Genomic DNA, 15,666 nt, shown 5'->3' with positions numbered 1-15,666 from the left:
ATGTCGCTTTTTTAACGCGGGTGTGCGTGATTCACTGGGCTGCCAGGTACTTCCTGCAGGAGCTCGCCCCGATGAACCTCCATCAGTACGCCGAAACCCACGAAGTCACCAATCAGCCGCCGTCGCTCGATGGTGCCAACCTCTATCGTATCGACCTGCCGCTACAGGAGTGGTCGCAACGCTTGGGTGCCGGTTGGGCCCAGGCACGGATCGATGAGTATGGGGCGTTGGCCGGTGGACCGCTGATGGCGGCTGGGTTCCTGGCCAACCAGAACAAGCCGGTGTTCGTCAGTCATGACCGTTATGGTCATCGCCAGGACCTGGTGGAGTTCCATCCGGCTTACCACGAGCTGATGCGTACCGCCATCGAGCACGGCTTGCCCTCGCTGCCCTGGACCGACCCACGGGACGGTGCCCATGTGGCCCGTGCCGCGATGACTTATCTGCACAGCCAGGCCGAAGCTGGCAGCGGTTGTCCGCTGACCATGACTTTCGCTTGTGTGCCTGCGTTGAAATTGCAGGCGGACATCGCCGGGCAGTGGCTGCCGAGCATCCTCAGTCGCCAATACGATCCGCGCAATATCGGCATCGCCCACAAGAGCGGTGCCACCATCGGCATGGCGATGACCGAGAAGCAGGGCGGCACCGATGTCCGCGCCAATACCACGCGGGCTTATCCGGTGGGGGCGAGCGGTCCTGGTCAGCCCTATGAGCTGGTGGGGCACAAATGGTTCTGCTCGGCGCCGATGTGCGATGCCTTCCTGACCCTGGCCCAGACCGACAAGGGCCTGACCTGTTTCCTGCTGCCCCGGCACCGTCCGGACGACAGTCGCAACCAGCTCTATATCCAGCGGTTGAAAAACAAGTTGGGCAACTGCTCCAACGCGTCGAGCGAGGTCGAGTTTCGGGGGGCTCTGGCCTGGATGATCGGTGAGGAGGGGCGGGGCGTGCCGACCATTATCGAAATGGTGGCCATGACCCGCTTCGACTGCATGGTCGGTTCCAGCGCGTTGATGCGCCAGGCACTGACCCAGGCCAGTCACCATTGCGCGCATCGGCGGGTCGGCGGGCGCCTGCTGAGCGAGCAGCCGCTGATGCAGAATGTGCTGGCGGACCTGGCGCTGGAGAGCGAAGCGTCGCTGGCCCTGAGCCTGCGCATGGGCCGCGCGCTGGACTGTTTGGGTGACGAGCGCGAGGCCCGCTTCGCTCGATTGGTCACGGCGGTGGGCAAGTACTGGATCTGCAAGCGGGCCCCGGCGATGATCAACGAGGCTGCCGAATGCATGGGCGGTGCCGGCTATGTGGAAGACAGCATCCTGCCGCGTCTGTACCGCGAGGCGCCGGTGAACTCGACCTGGGAGGGTTCGGGGAACGTGCAGTGTCTGGATGTGCTGCGTTCGCTGTCCAAGGAGCCGGGTGTGCTCGAGGTGCTGTTCGACGAGCTGGGTGACGGGCATGGCGACAAGCGCCTGGCCCGGCATATCGGGCAGCTCAAGCAGGCGTTCAGCGATACCGGCGACATCCAGTATCGTGCCCGGCAACTGACCGAAGATATCGCGCTGGCCTTGCAGGCCAAGCTGTTGCTGGAAGCGGGTAACTCAGCGGTCAGCGACGGCTTTATTGCCGCGCGCCTGGGTGAGACCGGCCTGGCCTATGGCTGCTTGCCTCGCGGGGTGAATGTCGAAGCGATCGTCGCCCGCTCGACCCCCCAGGGTTTCTGACCGTACAGGCAGAATGAGCGGGTCACTGACTACTGTGGCCTTTCCACAAATCGCGATACGGAACGAAAAGCCGATGTTCCCGTCCGACGCTGTTGCAGGCAAGATGAAGGCCTGCAACATCAAAAGACAGGATACTTTCCGTGACTGAAGCTTTTATTGTCGTGCAATCCCCCGAACAGGCTGTCGACCGCCTGGCTGAACTCCACGAGCGTGCGACCACTTCCCTGAGCCAGGCGCTCAAGCGTTACCTCAAGGACCGCGTCGAACCTGACGCCGAACAGCGTGCCCTGTTTCGTTATCCCGAACTGCGCCTGACCTACACCTACCAAGGCGAAGTTCCGACGATCACCCGCGCCTATGCCAAGGTCCAACTGCCGGGCACCTACAGCGCCACCGTCACCCACCCCAAGGCGTTTCGCAAATACCTGCTGGAACAGTTGGTGCCGTTGATGCGTGATTTCACCGTAACGGTGGAAGTCGGTGTCAGCGAGCAGAACATTCCTTACCCCTATGTGGTCGAGCAAGGTGATGAGCTGGCCGGTTCCGGCGTGACCGCTGCCGCCCTGGCGCGCGTGTTCCCGAGCACCGACCTGTCTGCCGCCACCGACGATATCGCCGATGGCCTGCACGACTGGGAAAGCGCCGAGCCGCTGCCGCTGGGGTTGTTCGACGCGGCCCGGGTCGATTTCTCCCTGCGCCGCCTGGTGCACTACACCGGCAGCGATTGGCGCCACGTGCAGCCGTGGATCCTGCTGACCAACTATCACCGCTATGTCGACCAGTTCATCCTTCATGGCCTGGAGCAACTGCGCGACGATCCGCGTTTCGTGCGCATGGTGTTGCCGGGCAACGTGATCATCGAAAAGGGCATGGACTACGCCGAGGCCCAGGCGGTCGCGGCCGCAGTGGTCTGGCACCGCTACCAGATGCCCGCCTACCACCTGCAGGCGGCCGATGGTCATGGCGTGACCCTGGTCAACATTGGCGTCGGCCCATCCAACGCCAAGAACATCACCGATCACCTGGCGGTGCTGCGCCCGCATTGCTGGCTGATGATCGGCCACTGTGGCGGCCTGCGCCAATCGCAGACCATCGGCGACTACGTGCTGGCCCACGCCTACATGCGTCGCGATGGCATTCTTGACCGGGTGGTACCGCCGAACATCCCGATCCCGGCCCTGGCCGAAGTGCAACTGGCGCTGCAACAGGCGGCTGCCAACGTCACTGGCGAGAAGGGCGATGACCTGAAGAAGCGTCTGCGCACCGGCACCGTCTTGACCTACGACGACCGCAACTGGGAACTGCGTTGGGCCCAGGAGCGTCCGCTGATCAACCTGTCCCGGGCTGTGGCGGTGGACATGGAAAGCGGCACGATCGCTGCCCAGGGTTATCGTTTGCGTGTGCCTTACGGGACCTTGCTCTGCGTGTCGGACAAACCGTTGCACAGCGAGATCAAGCTGCCGGGTTCGGCCAACGCCTTTTATGAGCGGGCGGTCAGCCAGCACCTGAAGATCGGCATCGCCGCAGTGGACCTGTTGCGCACCGAGCTGCATTCGCTGCACTCGCGTAAATTGCGCAGCTTCGACGAGCCGCCGTTCCGCTGATATGGATGGCGTGGGCGGCCGGGGATCTTGGGTCGTCCATGCTGGCCTCTTCGCGGGCAAGCCGCGCTCCTACAGGGCAATGTCGTTCACAGATGTTGTGTACGACGCAGTACTTGGAGGAGTCGGGCTTGCCCGCGAAGCTTTTAGCGTCCTCAAAAACGCCATTGTCAGTGCCCGCCTGGAAATAATTCCCGGCACGCCCTAGCATGACGGCTCCTGATCCTCAGATGTCCACATTCGCTATGTCTCGTCCCCCGCGTCCCGTCGCCCGCCGTTCGGCAGCGAAAAGCCCTATAGCTCCCCGCCGTGTCGCCAAGGTGCCACCGAGCGAGCCCAAGCTTATTCTGTTCAACAAGCCCTTCGATGTGCTGACCCAGTTCAGCGACGGCGAAGGGCGGGCGACGCTCAAGGACTTCATCGACGTCGCGGGTGTCTACCCGGCCGGCCGCCTGGACCGCGACAGCGAGGGCCTGCTGTTGCTGACCAATGACGGCCAGCTCCAGGCGCGTATTGCCGACCCCAGGCACAAACTGGCGAAAACCTACTGGGTGCAGGTGGAGGGCACTCCCACGCCGGAGCAGATCGAGCGCCTGTGCAAGGGAGTCGAATTGAACGATGGCATGACCTTGCCGGCCCAGGCCCGGCTGCTCGATGAGCCGCAACTCTGGCCGCGCAATCCGCCCGTGCGCTTTCGCCAGAGCATTCCTACCCATTGGCTGGAGCTGATTATCCGCGAAGGTCGCAACCGTCAGGTTCGGCGAATGACGGCGGCGGTGGGGCTGCCGACCCTGCGTCTGGTGCGGGTACGGATAGGTGACTGGACCCTCGACGGCCTCGACCAGGGCCAGTGGAAGGAAGTCCCGGCGCGCTTATAAAGTGCCGGATTCGATCAGGCCGATCACCACGCTCTTGATCACGAACGCGGCCACGCCCAGGCCCAACACGAAGAACAGGATCAGGGTACCGAAGCGTCCGGCCTTGGACTTTTTCGCCAGGTCCCAGACGATGAAACCCATGAAAATGATCAGGATGCTGACCAGGACGGTCATCATCCACTCTTCGAAAACGGCAGGATCCATCGACATTCTCCAGCGCACGCGGGGGGTAAAAAGCCCCTCGAGTATACGCCAGCGAGGATCAGTCAAAATTGACCTGCGTCGGTTTGACTCAGCCCAGTTCCGCAGCCTCTCTGGGTGACGTGAAACGCACGCTGCTCCTACAGGTGAGGTGTGGGCCGGGTCAGCTGCGCAGGTGATTCAGCGGCAGCTCGGTGCTGTTGAGCACCTGGTTGAGCACGAAGCTGGAGCGCACGCTGGTTACGCCTTCGATACGGGTCAGATGGCCCAGCAGCAGCTTCTGGTAGTGATCCATGTCCGCCACCACCACCTTCAACTGGTAGTCGGCATCCATCCCGGTCACCAGGCTGCATTCCAGCACCTGCGGCAAGCTGCGGATCGCCGCCTCGAAGTTCTCGAAGCGTTCCGGTGTGTGTCGGTCCATGCCGATCAGCACGTAGGCCGTCAGGCTCAGACCGAGCTTCTTGCGGTCCAGCAAGGCAACCTGGCGCGAGATGTAGCCGTCGTCTTCCAACTGCTTGACCCGCCGCGAGCAGGGTGATGGCGACAGGCCGATGCGCTCGGCCAACCCCTGGTTGGAGATACGCGCATCACGCTGCAATTCCGCCAGGATGCTCAGGTCGTATCGATCGAGTTTGCTCATCATTCAGGCCTTTTTCTTAACTATTGCGCTGAATTATCTATCTGAAGTGAAATATTGCGCAAGTAATGTTTATTTGAGCAATATTAGCAATCGCCTGTCGCCGCTGTCGGCCTATTCTTATCACCAGAATCACTGCAACAAGAATCACTGCCCGGACATCCAGTCCACAGCGGCCCGCCGAATCAGGCGTGTCGCGGCCGGCAACCCGACAGGGTTGTGCAGGCCCCCGGGCTACACACTGTCCAGAAGACGGCGTGAGGTGAGCCGGCGTCAAAAGCGCCGAGCACGGACGAAATTCCCCAAAGGGAGGCTGACGAGCCTCCCTTTTTTATTGCGCGTAAAATAAGTCTCGTGACTGATAGAGTGTTGCAGAACCGCAATCCGCTTTCCCAGTCTTATGGCTATGCCCTGAACCGCAGTGAGGAACCGCATGAAATCGCGCATCTGGCGTCTGGCAGGTGTTGGCTTGCTCTGTATGAGTGTCGGTGTGCAAGCGCTGGCTGAAGATCGGGGTGACGAGAACCCGCAACGTCCGCACCCGAACGGTGATCAGCGTGGCCCCGAAGGGCGCCCGGGTGGTCACGAGGGACGGCCGGAAAACAATCAGCGGCGTCCGGAGAATGCTCAGCCACGGCCCGAGGCTCCCCAGCCGCGTCCACAGGCGCCGGAGGGTCGACCGCCGGCACCGCAGTTCCGTCCTGAGGCAAATCAGCCCCGTCCGGAAAACAATCAGCACTTCGAGCGCCGTGAGCCGAATGGGGGTGGGCAATGGCAGCCGCGTCCGCCCCAGAACGACCCCAACCAGCAGAGTCGGCCGGCGCCGCAGCCGCAGAACAACCTGCCGATCCAGGGGCGGCCGGATACCGTGCGCCAGACCCAGGAACCGTTACGCGGCAACTACTCGGACATTCCCCGGCGCAATGGCTACAACCCGGGTTGGCAGCCTGGCGGCAACAATGGTCGTCCTGGCGGCAACTTCGATCACCCCAACGACCACCGCTGGCCGGGGCGCCCGTCCGGGCACGGCAATGGCTGGGGGCCAGGTCCGCAGTATCGTCCCGGTTATGTGGTCGACCGCTTCCCTGACCGCAACTGGCGCGTGCCGTACCGCGGGCAGGACTATTTCTTCTCTGGCGGCTACTGGTATCGCCCACAGGGACCACGCTACGTGGTAGTGGCGCCGCCGCGCGGGATCCGCGTCAGCTATCTGCCCGATTATGCGCGGGAGGTCTGGGTCGGCAGTTCGCTGTTCTTCCTCGCGGCCGGGGCCTATTACCTCTACCAGGAAGATACCCAGGACTACGTGGTGGTCGACCCGCCCACCGCCGCGCCGCAGGTGGCACCGCCGCCCTCGGGTAACGGTTATGACGTGGTGGCGTACCCGGCCAACGGCCAGAGCCCGCAACAGGTGCAGCAGGATGGTGAGGATTGCTACCGTTGGGCCGTGCAGCAGAGTGGTTTCGACCCGGCCCGGGTCACCTATGCGCCCGACCCGGCAGTCGTGCAGACCTATCGCCAGGCCCAGGGCAGTTGCCTGAGCAGCCGCGGCTATCAGGTCAACTACTGATCAATCGCGGTGTTTCACCACTTCCCGAGGGTCGGCGTGCACCAGCACTTCGGCCTTCGGATACACGGCATGGATCGCCTCGGCGGCCTGGTCGCTGAGGCCGTGGGCCACTGACAGCGTCAACTCTCCCGGCAATTCCAGATGCAACTGCACGAACCAGTGGTTGCCCGACACCCGTGTGCGCAGGTCATGCGCCCCCAACACTCCCGGTACGCTCTTGGCGAGTTCCAGCATGTGCTGGCTGATTTCGGGGGACAGTTCCTCATCCATCAGCACGGCAAAACTCTCGCGGCCGATCTGGATCGCACTCCACAGGATATAGGCCGAAATGCCCAGGCCGAACCAGGCATCCACCTGGGCAAACCCGATGCTTGCGAACACCAGTGCCAACAGAATGCTGCCGTTGAGCAACATATCCGAACGGTAATGCAGGGAGTCGGCGCGCACTGCGGTGGAGCCGGTTTCACGGATGACCCGATGTTGCAGCACCAGCAACGCGGCGGTGAGCGCCAGCGACAGCACGATCACGCCGATACTCAACCAGGGCGCGCCGACCGGCTCCGGCTGACGGATCCGGTCGACCGCCTGCACCGCGATCAGCACGGCGCTGCCTGCGATGAACAGTGCCTGGGCCATGCCCGACAGAGACTCGGCCTTGCCGTGCCCGTAACGGTGATCGTCATCCGCAGGGCGCAATGCATAGTGCACCGCCAGCAAGTTGAGGAACGACGTCACGCCATCGAGCGCCGAGTCGGTCAAACCGGCGAGCATGCTCACCGAACCGCTCAGCCACCAGGCGATGGCCTTGGTCACGATCAGGATACTGGCGACCGCCACCGAGGCCCGGGTGGCCAGGCGTAACAGGCGAGCGTGTTCGGGGCTGCTGCTCATGCGGGGCTTTCCTCGGGGATCAGGCGGAAGGACGCAGACCGTACAGGGCCAACTGCTGCAGACTGCCCTTGTGTTGGATCAGCCTTGGATCGTTCAGCGGCAGGCTCTGGCCCAGCTCGGTCTGGATGATGGCCTGCAGTTTCTGATTATCGACCCGGCCGTCGGCACCGATCGACTCATGGAGTTTTTCCGGCGCGATCTGCGCGGTGGTGCCGTTGGGCAGGTAGATGGCGCCGGTGGCGAAGTCGATACCGAAGGCGATCAGCCCGGGGATGACATAGAACAGGATGCCGATGGCATCGAGGCCGGCGACCAGCGGGTCGATCTTGCCTTCGATCTGGCCGCGACGGTCGGGGAAAAAGATCGAGCCGCAGGCAGTCAACTGGGTCAGCAAGGTGGCAACCACTACACCACCGATAAGGCGCGAAGGAATACGCATGCAAGGATCTCCTGAAGGGAAAGACAAACTATACAAGGGTCGACGGATAAGACCTTGAATAATGCCGCTCGGTTCGCCGTTATACTCGGCGGCCAGTTCTGGAGCCACCATGATTTCTTTGCCGATTGATGAAGTTTTGCCTGCACTGCGCCAAGCCTTGGGCGAACGCGACGAAACCGTGCTCGAAGCGCCCCCCGGCGCGGGCAAGACCACCCGCGTGCCACTGGCGCTGCTGCATGAGCCTTGGCTGGCCGGGCAAACCATCCTGATGCTCGAACCCCGGCGCCTGGCGGCCCGGGCGGCGGCCGAGCGGCTGGCAGCAGAGCTGGGGGAAAAGGTGGGCGAAACGGTCGGCTACCGGATTCGGCTGGAGAGCAAGGTCGGCCCGAACACCCGGATCGAAGTGGTCACCGAAGGCATTCTCACCCGGCGCCTGCAGGACGATCCGGCGCTGGAGGGTGTCGGTCTGTTGATCTTCGACGAATTCCACGTTTTGCCATTTTCACCGAAATACCCTGGAATCTTGTCAAGGTACAGGACATTCTCCTGCCACAACTGACCTCCCTCTAGGACATCTCCCCAGCCTTTTTGTCGCTTGTCCCTCCCTGACCAACCCAAGTGAGATCCCCATCCTACCCCCGGTAGGTGCCAAGGTCTCTAATCCGAATTACCCGATTACGTCTTACACCAACCCCGAGTTCAACAACGCCACCTCATACTGGTATGTGTAGACACTCATCAGCAGACACCACAGCTTCGGCCCATGGTGCGCACCCAAACGGCGTCCTAGGTGACGGGTCAATTTCGCAGTTCTTAGTCGCAGAAATAACTTTGGTGTCACTATGATGGCGTTGTACCTTGGCCATTCACACACGCATAAGGATCTGCACATGACGATGATTTCAGGCTACAAGTTGAAGGAAGGTGGTTTCCTACAGGCTGACATTCTGCTCACCAGCTCAAGTAAGAGGGTGCGTCCATCGCAGATCCCATCGTTCAAGCCTGATGCCGGAAGCCCTGCATTGCGTGCTCACGCCGTGGCTGGTTTGTGTCAAAAAATTCTCGTGGTGAACGATCACTTCGCCATAGCTTTCGCCGGGGATGTGCGATCGATTCAGGCGGTTGTACGGCTTATCGAGAGGCTAGTGGATGAGCACCCCGTATTGACGGGGAAGCGTTTTTCGGATGCAGTACTTGCCGACGATACCATTGATAGTGAAAAGATCAGAATTATCGCCCTAAGTTTTGAAGAGGATGAAATCCACATATCTAATGTTTATGCGGATTGCGGGCATCGCAATGAAAATTTTGAGCTTTGGGTTGGTGGGTCTGGTGCGGGTCATGTAAAGGCGCATTATCAGGATTACCCACGACATGCGTTTGATGTTCTTGAAGAAAATATTGTGGTGCATGGCACCTGCATGGCTCTCGATCAATTTGCAAACCATTTAAAGAGTGAATTTGAGAACAAGTATAAGTCGGAGTCGATTGCGAATCTGTTTGGAGGCGGTTATGAAGTAGTGGCATTTTATGATGGACGGTTTCAAAAGATATCTAACATCGTTTATGCCTTTGCGGATGCAGAGCTTGACGCTGAGGGGATGTTGCAAGTCGACTTTCCAAAATGTCTGATTAAGTCCGAATATAAAGGGGAGGACTTAAAAATCAGGAGTGTTGAATTGCAATTTGACGAGGACTTCGATGAGTATGTTCCTGTTAATGACCGAACATTCACGATCGCGCCTATATCACGCTATGAAGAGACTACGGTTGAAGATGATGTCGATGAGTTGAGGTTTAGGGGGCATTTCCTTTGCTTCCTAATAAACTACAAGACTGAGAAAGGCGCCATGACTATACCTTTTATCAAAAAATACGAAAATGATTTGTATTTTTTGTATAAGGCATTCACGGCCAGCGTGGAACCTGGATTTGCTCAAATAAACTACTCAGATATATTCCGTGATGAAGTAAAGGATCACGTGCTGGGATTCGTGGAGCAAGTCAAAACTAGCTTCAACTCTAAGTAAGTCAAGATTTGGTTTACCCAGCTTTGGTTTATGCCCCCTAAGGCAAGCAGATACAAAAAAGCCACCTTGCGGTGGCTTTCAAGTGGTAGCGGAGAGCGAATAGGCCTGCGCCATGTTCGGTATGATTTTATGGGCTTAGCTCAGCTCCCAGTGACCCTCATCTTTCTTCGTGATTCCTGCGCGCTGGTCAGGTTTGTGCCGATGCCGGACAATGTAGAACAGATCCCGGAACACTTTCGTCACGTCGGCTACATAGCTGTGGCCTAAGCCGAACATGTCCCTACCAGCACTGGAGACATCGATAGTCGACAGGTGATCCATGACCAGAGGTGGATTGGCGCCGCCCGCCCTTGGATTGCTGTGCACAAGTTGAGACGCAGTGATCGCTCGATCGTTGCGGGACGCATAAAGCGTTACTTGCTCGTACAGGTTGAACACCCGTCCAAATTGCTTGAAGCGCTTAGCGTCGACGTCAGGAGCAGCAAGGATGATCTGGCTGATCGGGGTAGCGCCCGGCTTGTTTTCCCAGTTTTCTAGTACAGCGAGAAGCGCCCGATTACCCATGCTGTGGGCGACAATGTGCAACGACGTCAGGCCCAGGTTTTCTGTGATGTTCGTCAGATATTCCTTAAGATGGGCTGCTGACCAATCTACCGTCGCCTCGTCGGCAGGGTAGCCAGTCGTACTGCCAAGCGACGCCCAGGAAAAGCACAGCATTAGACCTGGGAATTTGAGGTCATGGCACAGCTGCGCAGACCGGCACAATGCTGCGTCGAAACTCACGTTGTACCCGTGGATGAATAGCAAACCTTCACGGCTAGTGGATGTTTCGCTGATCTTCGCGAGATAGGTCTTGGCGTTGTCGTACCACTCTTCCAGCTCAAAAAGAGCAGACTCGTGGATGACGATATGCTTGTTGGGGTTCCCCTTTGAGGTAGAAGGCCACAACACGGGCCGTTCCAGTTTGCCTTCCTTATGGATGTGAGGGATGGAAACCTCTGCGATGCCATAGGACACGACGTCATCACTGCGGAACCCGCCAAACCTCACAGTCCTTGGTGATTCCAACAGTCGATCCGTTCCGAAGCAGACGGCGTATTTCGTGAATTTTTGATCGACCGGAGCTCGGCTGTAGTGGATGGGGTAGAGTTCGCTGCCGAGCGATGCACCAATGCTGCCCTCTAGCTGGGCGATGCATTCTTCATACTCCACCATATCTTCAGGGACGCTGATCATTCGCTTGACCGCTGCCTTGAAGGTCGGCTGTCGGATCGTAGATAAAGCCGACGCGAAGCCATCGCTCAGTAGCCGTGTAGCCTCCACAACGTCCGTCAGCAACTTCAGCTCATCTGCTCGTTGGATGAGCTGCGTAAAGGCCTTCTTGGCCCTGCTGCCTGTGACCCTGTCGTGCAGGACATCAATGAACATACCCGCCGGCGCCTTTCTCCAGCATAGGAGCAACTGCGATGAACTCAGTATCCGCTTGTGCGAGTTATAGGTGGCGAAGTTGATGTGGAGAATCGCGAGCGCGATCTTGAGGTCGTCCGGACTCCGGAAAGGCATTTCCATATGTGGGCTCTGTTGAAAAAAGCTCAATCTAGTGCCGCTTTGCCATCATGACAACTGGCACGCTATTGCCACGCGGTGAGGTGCTACGCTGCTGCTTGAGAGCTAAGTGCCATCATTTGATGGACTCCGGCAGCAGAATCCCCTAGATTCTCGGCAAAATGTCACGGACGTCGAGATGGATTCTAATGATTCGGGTGGTGTAGCCGCCAAGCACGGTTTCCTATTCCAGGACTGCGTTGCCGCTTTCCATGTCACCCGGATGCTCCGCGACAAGACCATCCGCAGTGTCCGCTGCGAGGTCACGGACGATATCGATATCGTCTCCGACGGATACGTCGATTTTGTACAGGTCAAAAGTACCGAGAAGACCCGTTGGAACATTTCGGATATTGTCAAAAACGGGAAGGGCGCTGACAAGAAAACCATTCCTTGCAGTTCGATCTTGCACAAGTCGATGCAATGCGAGCCAGACCCAGACCTGACACGGCGATACTCGATCGTCACTGAAGACAAGGTCAACAAGACCCTGGAGTATCTGACGATCAAGTCCTCGGCTCGGAATGGCAAGCCTGGTAGGCAAGAGCTGATCGACGACCTCAACGAGCGAACCAAGGACTACCAGACGGCCTCAGGCGTTACCGTCGCTGATTGGGTTGATGCGGCTACCTGGGAGGTGTATCACACCATTCGCGAGTTGGAGCTATTGGGGATAGCCAACATTCGAAGGTCGTCCGAGGATCTGCACGGGGTGACCCTCAGCTCTGAGGCTGCTGCTGAAGATATATGGTGTTTGATCCTCGATACGGTGACCCGCAAGGGCGAGCGTTCCCGCCGTATCCACAGTGCTGACGATAAGTCCTATGTCAGGTCAGACCTTTTTGAGTGGTTCAACCAACGGGTGGTGGATGACCAGACCAAGGCAGGCCGCAAAATCTACGTCAAACGTAAGTTGCCTCACATCCTCACTCCCTTCAGAGCCCCGATGGCTTCGGTCTGCGACAAGCGTCGAGCACAGGTACTGCACCAAGAATATTTTCTAAGCCAATACCGCTACAAACATATTGTCGAGAACGTGTGCGGATGGCTTGACGAGGTCTTTCTCCGGCCCAGGGAGATTGCCGATATACACAAGCTCACGCTCGTGGAGAAACGCGAGCGGCTGCGTACATCTGTCTTCAAGTCTCTTCACGATGTCCGAGAGTTCCTGGGTCGAGTGCTGCTCCACGCGACCATTCGGCAACAGCACGAAAGCCAGCCAATACCCTGCATGCTGCACGTTGAAAACCCAGGGGAAGAGAGAATTCTCGAAAATGTGCACATTGTTCGTCGTGCATCGGAAGGTGATCAGCTTTGGATCGGCTTCAGCGAACTGGTGACCGAAACTGACATCTCTGTGCGGTTGCCGGAAATCCGGAATGAGCTCTATGAGGTCATCGAGGAATGCTTCGATTCGGCGCGTAGCAAAATACTGGACGTCAAGGACGATGAGTATCTGCTGCGACATGACATCGACGAAATCCTGGACGGCAGTCGGCCTTTAGACGCACACCTCGATCGCTTCAGGTTCGTACTGTTTGTTGGTTATGACTCCTGCTTGGTAACCGACCCTGAAACCCCAGGGCATGAAGACGAGCTACAACGGGAAACGGCAGCTCTGTTTGAAGAGTTCGCCGCCGATCTTGTAGAGGGTTCGCCGTTTGGGCAGTTAGGCATCCACATCTTCATTTACCCCGCTCCAAGCCTCAAGCGGCTAGTCAGGATGGTCGAAGACAAGGTGAGGGAAGTGGTATGACGCAGGTATATGAGCAAGCGAAACACAGCCTTCAAAGCAAGGACTTCTCGTCTTTCAAATACTTGGCTGTGATCAATAAGCTGCTGTCCAACCCGGTGTCGTATGACCTGGGACGTGACTTGATTGTCCGAGCTCTCGATGCACGTGAACGCTTCTCTGAGCACACCACCTTGCTCAAAAATATGGTGAGAAAGTCTGGGTTGTTCCCTTACCTGAAAAAGGAGTTCTCCGACCTGACGTCGGATGAGCTAAGGGTGCTGGATCTGTATCGCACCCCCTTCTCGGACAGCTTTGTTTTCCACTCGATGCAGTTCCACATTTTTGATCTGCTCAAAGCAGGGCGCAATGTGGTGCTCAGCGCACCTACCAGCATGGGCAAGAGTGCCATCGTCGACTCGTTGCTGGGCCTAGGTGAGCTGAAGCGGCTTGTCCTGGTGGTACCGACCGTGGCGCTTGCTGACGAGACACGGCGTCGACTCCAGGTCAGGTTCGGTGAGCGGTACCAGATCATTCACCACAGCTCGCAGGAATGTCATTCCGACCGGGCTGTGTACGTGCTCACCCAGGAGCGCGTGAATGAGCGAAACGACATCGTCGACATCGATCTGTTCGTAATCGATGAGTTTTACAAGCTGGCGTTCCGGGAGCTCAAGAACGGAACAACGGACTACAAGGACGAGCGCGTCATCGAGCTCAATATCGCGTTGAGCAAACTGCTTAAAGTCTCCAAGCAGTTCTACCTCACTGGGCCGTTTATCAACAGCATTCGCGGCCTGGAAAACCTAGGCTACCCACATACCTTCGTCTCCAGTGACTTCAACACCGTAGCACTCGACGTCCATACGTTCGGCATCAAACCCAACGATCAAAGAAGCAAGCTCAAGGCGCTTGGAGCGATCGCCCAACACTGCGACGAAGCGACAATCATCTACTGCAAGTCGCCAACGGTCGCCGGCACCGTGGCGCGTGAATTGATCCGGTATGGCTATGGCACCCTGACCAGCAATCCACATATCGATTGGGTGAGCCAGGAATTCGATCCCGAATGGGACTACGCCGTGGCATTGAAGAACGGTATCGGCTTGCACTTCGGCGCACTGCCCAGAGCGCTGCAGCAGTACACCGCTGATCAGTTCAACGCTGGCAATCTGCGCTTTCTTATCTGTACCTCGACCATCATCGAAGGCGTAAACACCATTGCCAAGAACGTGGTGATCTACGACAACCGTGACGGCACCCGCAGCATCGACAAATTCACCCACGGCAACATCAAAGGGCGCGCTGGGCGGATGGGCGTGCATTTCGTGGGTACGATTTACTGCCTAGAGGAAATCCCGGAAGACAACCTCAACCAGGAGGTTGAAATTCCGCTTGGTACTCAGGACGTCGAGACGCCGATTAATCTGCTCGCCAGCGTTCAGCCGGATCACCTGTCTGAGCTTTCTCAAGATCGCTTCGAGGAGGTCTTCGCTAGCGATCGTGTCTCCTTCGACCTTGTGAAAAAGCATTCCTACTTCCGATTCGAGCAGTTCGAAGAGCTGCAGAGCATGGTCGAAATGATGGATGACACGGAATTCGCTACGCTCGTGTTCCACTGGGGGCCAGCAACCAATTTCCTCAAGACATTCGCGAAAATCATTGCCAGGCTGGTGCCTCATACGTTCAGCCGCAACGGCGTCAGCGTCAACCCGCCAGATCTTCTGATCGCCAAGCTGGCTGGCTACGTCAACGCGACCAGTTTTTCGAATTACCTGAAGAGCCAAATTGAATACGCTCGGCAATGGGTGACCGAGGGGACGAAGCGCACACTCTCCGAAGCACTGAACAACGACCTGAAGATCATCACCAATACTTACGGGTTTACCTTGCCCAAGCTCCTCGCACTTATGGAGGATGTCGTCAAACACCATGCGCTCAAGCGTGGCTTCCACAGCAAGGTCGATTACTCGCACGTCAGAATGGTCTTTGAAAGTTTCCACCTACCACCCGGTGTGAATGCCCTGGAGGAAATGGGCATCCCTATTCAGACCCTACATCGCCTGGCTGACCTCGTGGATTTCCCTGAGAAGGCAGACGTGGATCAGCTTGGTCAGTTCATTCGAGACAACCAGCACGCCTGGGTACGATCCGTTGGTTACGTGGATCGGATGTTCATCCAGCGCGCGCTGCGTATTGGATGACTCCAACCCAGCATTCTGGAAAAGGAGGGTGATGGTCGATGAGGCCCTGGTTAGGTTGGCCAGGGCTCTAGTTTTTTCGCAGCCAGATTTTCTGTTACGTCGTTCTCGGCGACGTTGCGCGTTTCTCTGCGCTTTCGGCGCACTGTTGGACATC

12 protein-coding genes and 1 pseudogene are annotated in these 15,666 nt (G+C 58.2%); 8 read left to right on the top strand and 5 right to left on the bottom strand.

Annotated features, from left to right (window positions below):
* Positions 1-71: 71 nt before the first annotated feature.
* The 3 genes from BLU37_RS03540 (at position 72) to BLU37_RS03525 (ending at position 4,200) form a co-directional block, all read left to right on the top strand.
* Positions 72-1,721 (top strand): acyl-CoA dehydrogenase family protein, encoded by a 1,650-nt coding sequence (locus BLU37_RS03540; RefSeq protein WP_090202322.1) that lies wholly within the window; start codon positions 72-74, stop codon positions 1,719-1,721.
* Positions 1,722-1,861: 140 nt separating this feature from the next.
* The gene (gene amn / locus BLU37_RS03535) at positions 1,862-3,325 is read left to right on the top strand and encodes an AMP nucleosidase (protein WP_010445086.1); all 1,464 of its coding nucleotides are present in this window, start codon (positions 1,862-1,864) and stop codon (positions 3,323-3,325) included.
* Positions 3,326-3,567: 242 nt separating this feature from the next.
* Positions 3,568-4,200 carry a pseudouridine synthase gene (locus BLU37_RS03525; protein WP_090202320.1) on the top strand — a complete coding sequence of 211 codons (633 nt, stop codon included), beginning with the start codon at positions 3,568-3,570 and terminating at the stop codon, positions 4,198-4,200.
* On the opposite strand, the gene BLU37_RS03520 is transcribed toward BLU37_RS03525, so the two are convergent.
* Together BLU37_RS03520 and BLU37_RS03515 are read right to left on the bottom strand one after the other, a co-directional pair.
* Complete coding sequence (locus tag BLU37_RS03520) at positions 4,195-4,404, bottom strand: DUF2788 domain-containing protein (protein ID WP_010445084.1); 210 nt, start codon at positions 4,402-4,404, stop codon at positions 4,195-4,197. The genes BLU37_RS03525 and BLU37_RS03520 overlap by 6 nt on opposite strands.
* 160 nt (positions 4,405-4,564) lie before the next feature.
* A complete protein-coding gene (locus BLU37_RS03515) occupies positions 4,565-5,044 on the bottom strand; it encodes an Lrp/AsnC family transcriptional regulator (RefSeq protein WP_090210896.1) in 480 nt (159 codons plus the stop codon).
* A 430-nt stretch (positions 5,045-5,474) separates the two neighbouring features.
* On the opposite strand from BLU37_RS03515, the gene BLU37_RS03510 reads away from it, so the two are divergent.
* The gene (locus tag BLU37_RS03510; protein ID WP_029534206.1) at positions 5,475-6,611 is read left to right on the top strand and encodes a DUF6515 family protein; all 1,137 of its coding nucleotides are present in this window, start codon (positions 5,475-5,477) and stop codon (positions 6,609-6,611) included.
* Here the strand turns inward: BLU37_RS03510 and BLU37_RS03505 are convergent, their stop codons facing one another.
* Positions 6,612-7,502 (bottom strand): cation diffusion facilitator family transporter, encoded by an 891-nt coding sequence (locus BLU37_RS03505; RefSeq protein ID WP_090202317.1) that lies wholly within the window; start codon positions 7,500-7,502, stop codon positions 6,612-6,614.
* A gap of 19 nt (positions 7,503-7,521) precedes the next feature.
* Positions 7,522-7,941 carry a polyribonucleotide nucleotidyltransferase gene (locus BLU37_RS03500; RefSeq protein WP_090202314.1) on the bottom strand — a complete coding sequence of 140 codons (420 nt, stop codon included), beginning with the start codon at positions 7,939-7,941 and terminating at the stop codon, positions 7,522-7,524.
* Positions 7,942-8,050: 109 nt separating this feature from the next.
* Here BLU37_RS03500 and BLU37_RS03495 point away from each other — a divergent pair.
* Both BLU37_RS03495 and BLU37_RS03490 read left to right on the top strand, forming a co-directional pair.
* A pseudogene (locus BLU37_RS03495) lies at positions 8,051-8,431 on the top strand (DEAD/DEAH box helicase); the annotation flags it as partial.
* Between the two features lie 400 nt (positions 8,432-8,831).
* Positions 8,832-9,971: an Ntn hydrolase family protein gene (locus BLU37_RS03490; RefSeq protein WP_090202310.1), complete on the top strand. Its 1,140-nt coding sequence runs from the start codon at positions 8,832-8,834 to the stop codon at positions 9,969-9,971.
* A 135-nt stretch (positions 9,972-10,106) separates the two neighbouring features.
* Here BLU37_RS03490 and BLU37_RS03485 read toward each other — a convergent pair whose 3' ends face one another.
* Entirely contained in the window at positions 10,107-11,540 is a 1,434-nt protein-coding gene (locus tag BLU37_RS03485) for an alpha/beta hydrolase (RefSeq protein WP_090202308.1), read from the bottom strand.
* Positions 11,541-11,715: 175 nt separating this feature from the next.
* On the opposite strand from BLU37_RS03485, the gene BLU37_RS03480 reads away from it, so the two are divergent.
* Positions 11,716-13,332: a HamA C-terminal domain-containing protein gene (locus BLU37_RS03480; protein WP_090202306.1), complete on the top strand. Its 1,617-nt coding sequence runs from the start codon at positions 11,716-11,718 to the stop codon at positions 13,330-13,332.
* Positions 13,329-15,512, top strand: coding sequence for a DEAD/DEAH box helicase (locus BLU37_RS03475; RefSeq protein WP_090202304.1), 2,184 nt, complete (start codon positions 13,329-13,331; stop codon positions 15,510-15,512). Before BLU37_RS03480 ends, BLU37_RS03475 begins: the two co-directional genes overlap by 4 nt.
* Positions 15,513-15,666 lie beyond the last annotated feature (154 nt).

The sequence above is a fragment of the Pseudomonas asplenii genome, from assembly GCF_900105475.1.
Taxonomy (GTDB): domain Bacteria; phylum Pseudomonadota; class Gammaproteobacteria; order Pseudomonadales; family Pseudomonadaceae; genus Aquipseudomonas; species Aquipseudomonas asplenii.
The sequence above is the reverse complement of the archived record's forward strand: the minus strand, read 5'-3'. Positions and strand labels throughout refer to the sequence as shown.

Excerpts from the sequence above, each read along its gene's own strand:
- BLU37_RS03515 (WP_090210896.1), bottom strand. The coding sequence starts at position 5,044 with ATGAGCAAACTCGATCGATACGACCTGAGCATCCTGGCGGAATTGCAG.
- BLU37_RS03500 (WP_090202314.1), bottom strand. The coding sequence starts at position 7,941 with ATGCGTATTCCTTCGCGCCTTATCGGTGGTGTAGTGGTTGCCACCTTG.
- BLU37_RS03540 (WP_090202322.1), top strand. The coding sequence starts at position 72 with ATGAACCTCCATCAGTACGCCGAAACCCACGAAGTCACCAATCAGCCG.
- BLU37_RS03505 (WP_090202317.1), bottom strand. The coding sequence starts at position 7,502 with ATGAGCAGCAGCCCCGAACACGCTCGCCTGTTACGCCTGGCCACCCGG.
- BLU37_RS03485 (WP_090202308.1), bottom strand. The coding sequence starts at position 11,540 with ATGGAAATGCCTTTCCGGAGTCCGGACGACCTCAAGATCGCGCTCGCG.
- BLU37_RS03525 (WP_090202320.1), top strand. The coding sequence starts at position 3,568 with ATGTCTCGTCCCCCGCGTCCCGTCGCCCGCCGTTCGGCAGCGAAAAGC.
- BLU37_RS03480 (WP_090202306.1), top strand. The coding sequence starts at position 11,716 with ATGGATTCTAATGATTCGGGTGGTGTAGCCGCCAAGCACGGTTTCCTA.
- BLU37_RS03490 (WP_090202310.1), top strand. The coding sequence starts at position 8,832 with ATGACGATGATTTCAGGCTACAAGTTGAAGGAAGGTGGTTTCCTACAG.
- BLU37_RS03520 (WP_010445084.1), bottom strand. The coding sequence starts at position 4,404 with ATGGATCCTGCCGTTTTCGAAGAGTGGATGATGACCGTCCTGGTCAGC.
- BLU37_RS03510 (WP_029534206.1), top strand. The coding sequence starts at position 5,475 with ATGAAATCGCGCATCTGGCGTCTGGCAGGTGTTGGCTTGCTCTGTATG.
- BLU37_RS03475 (WP_090202304.1), top strand. The coding sequence starts at position 13,329 with ATGACGCAGGTATATGAGCAAGCGAAACACAGCCTTCAAAGCAAGGAC.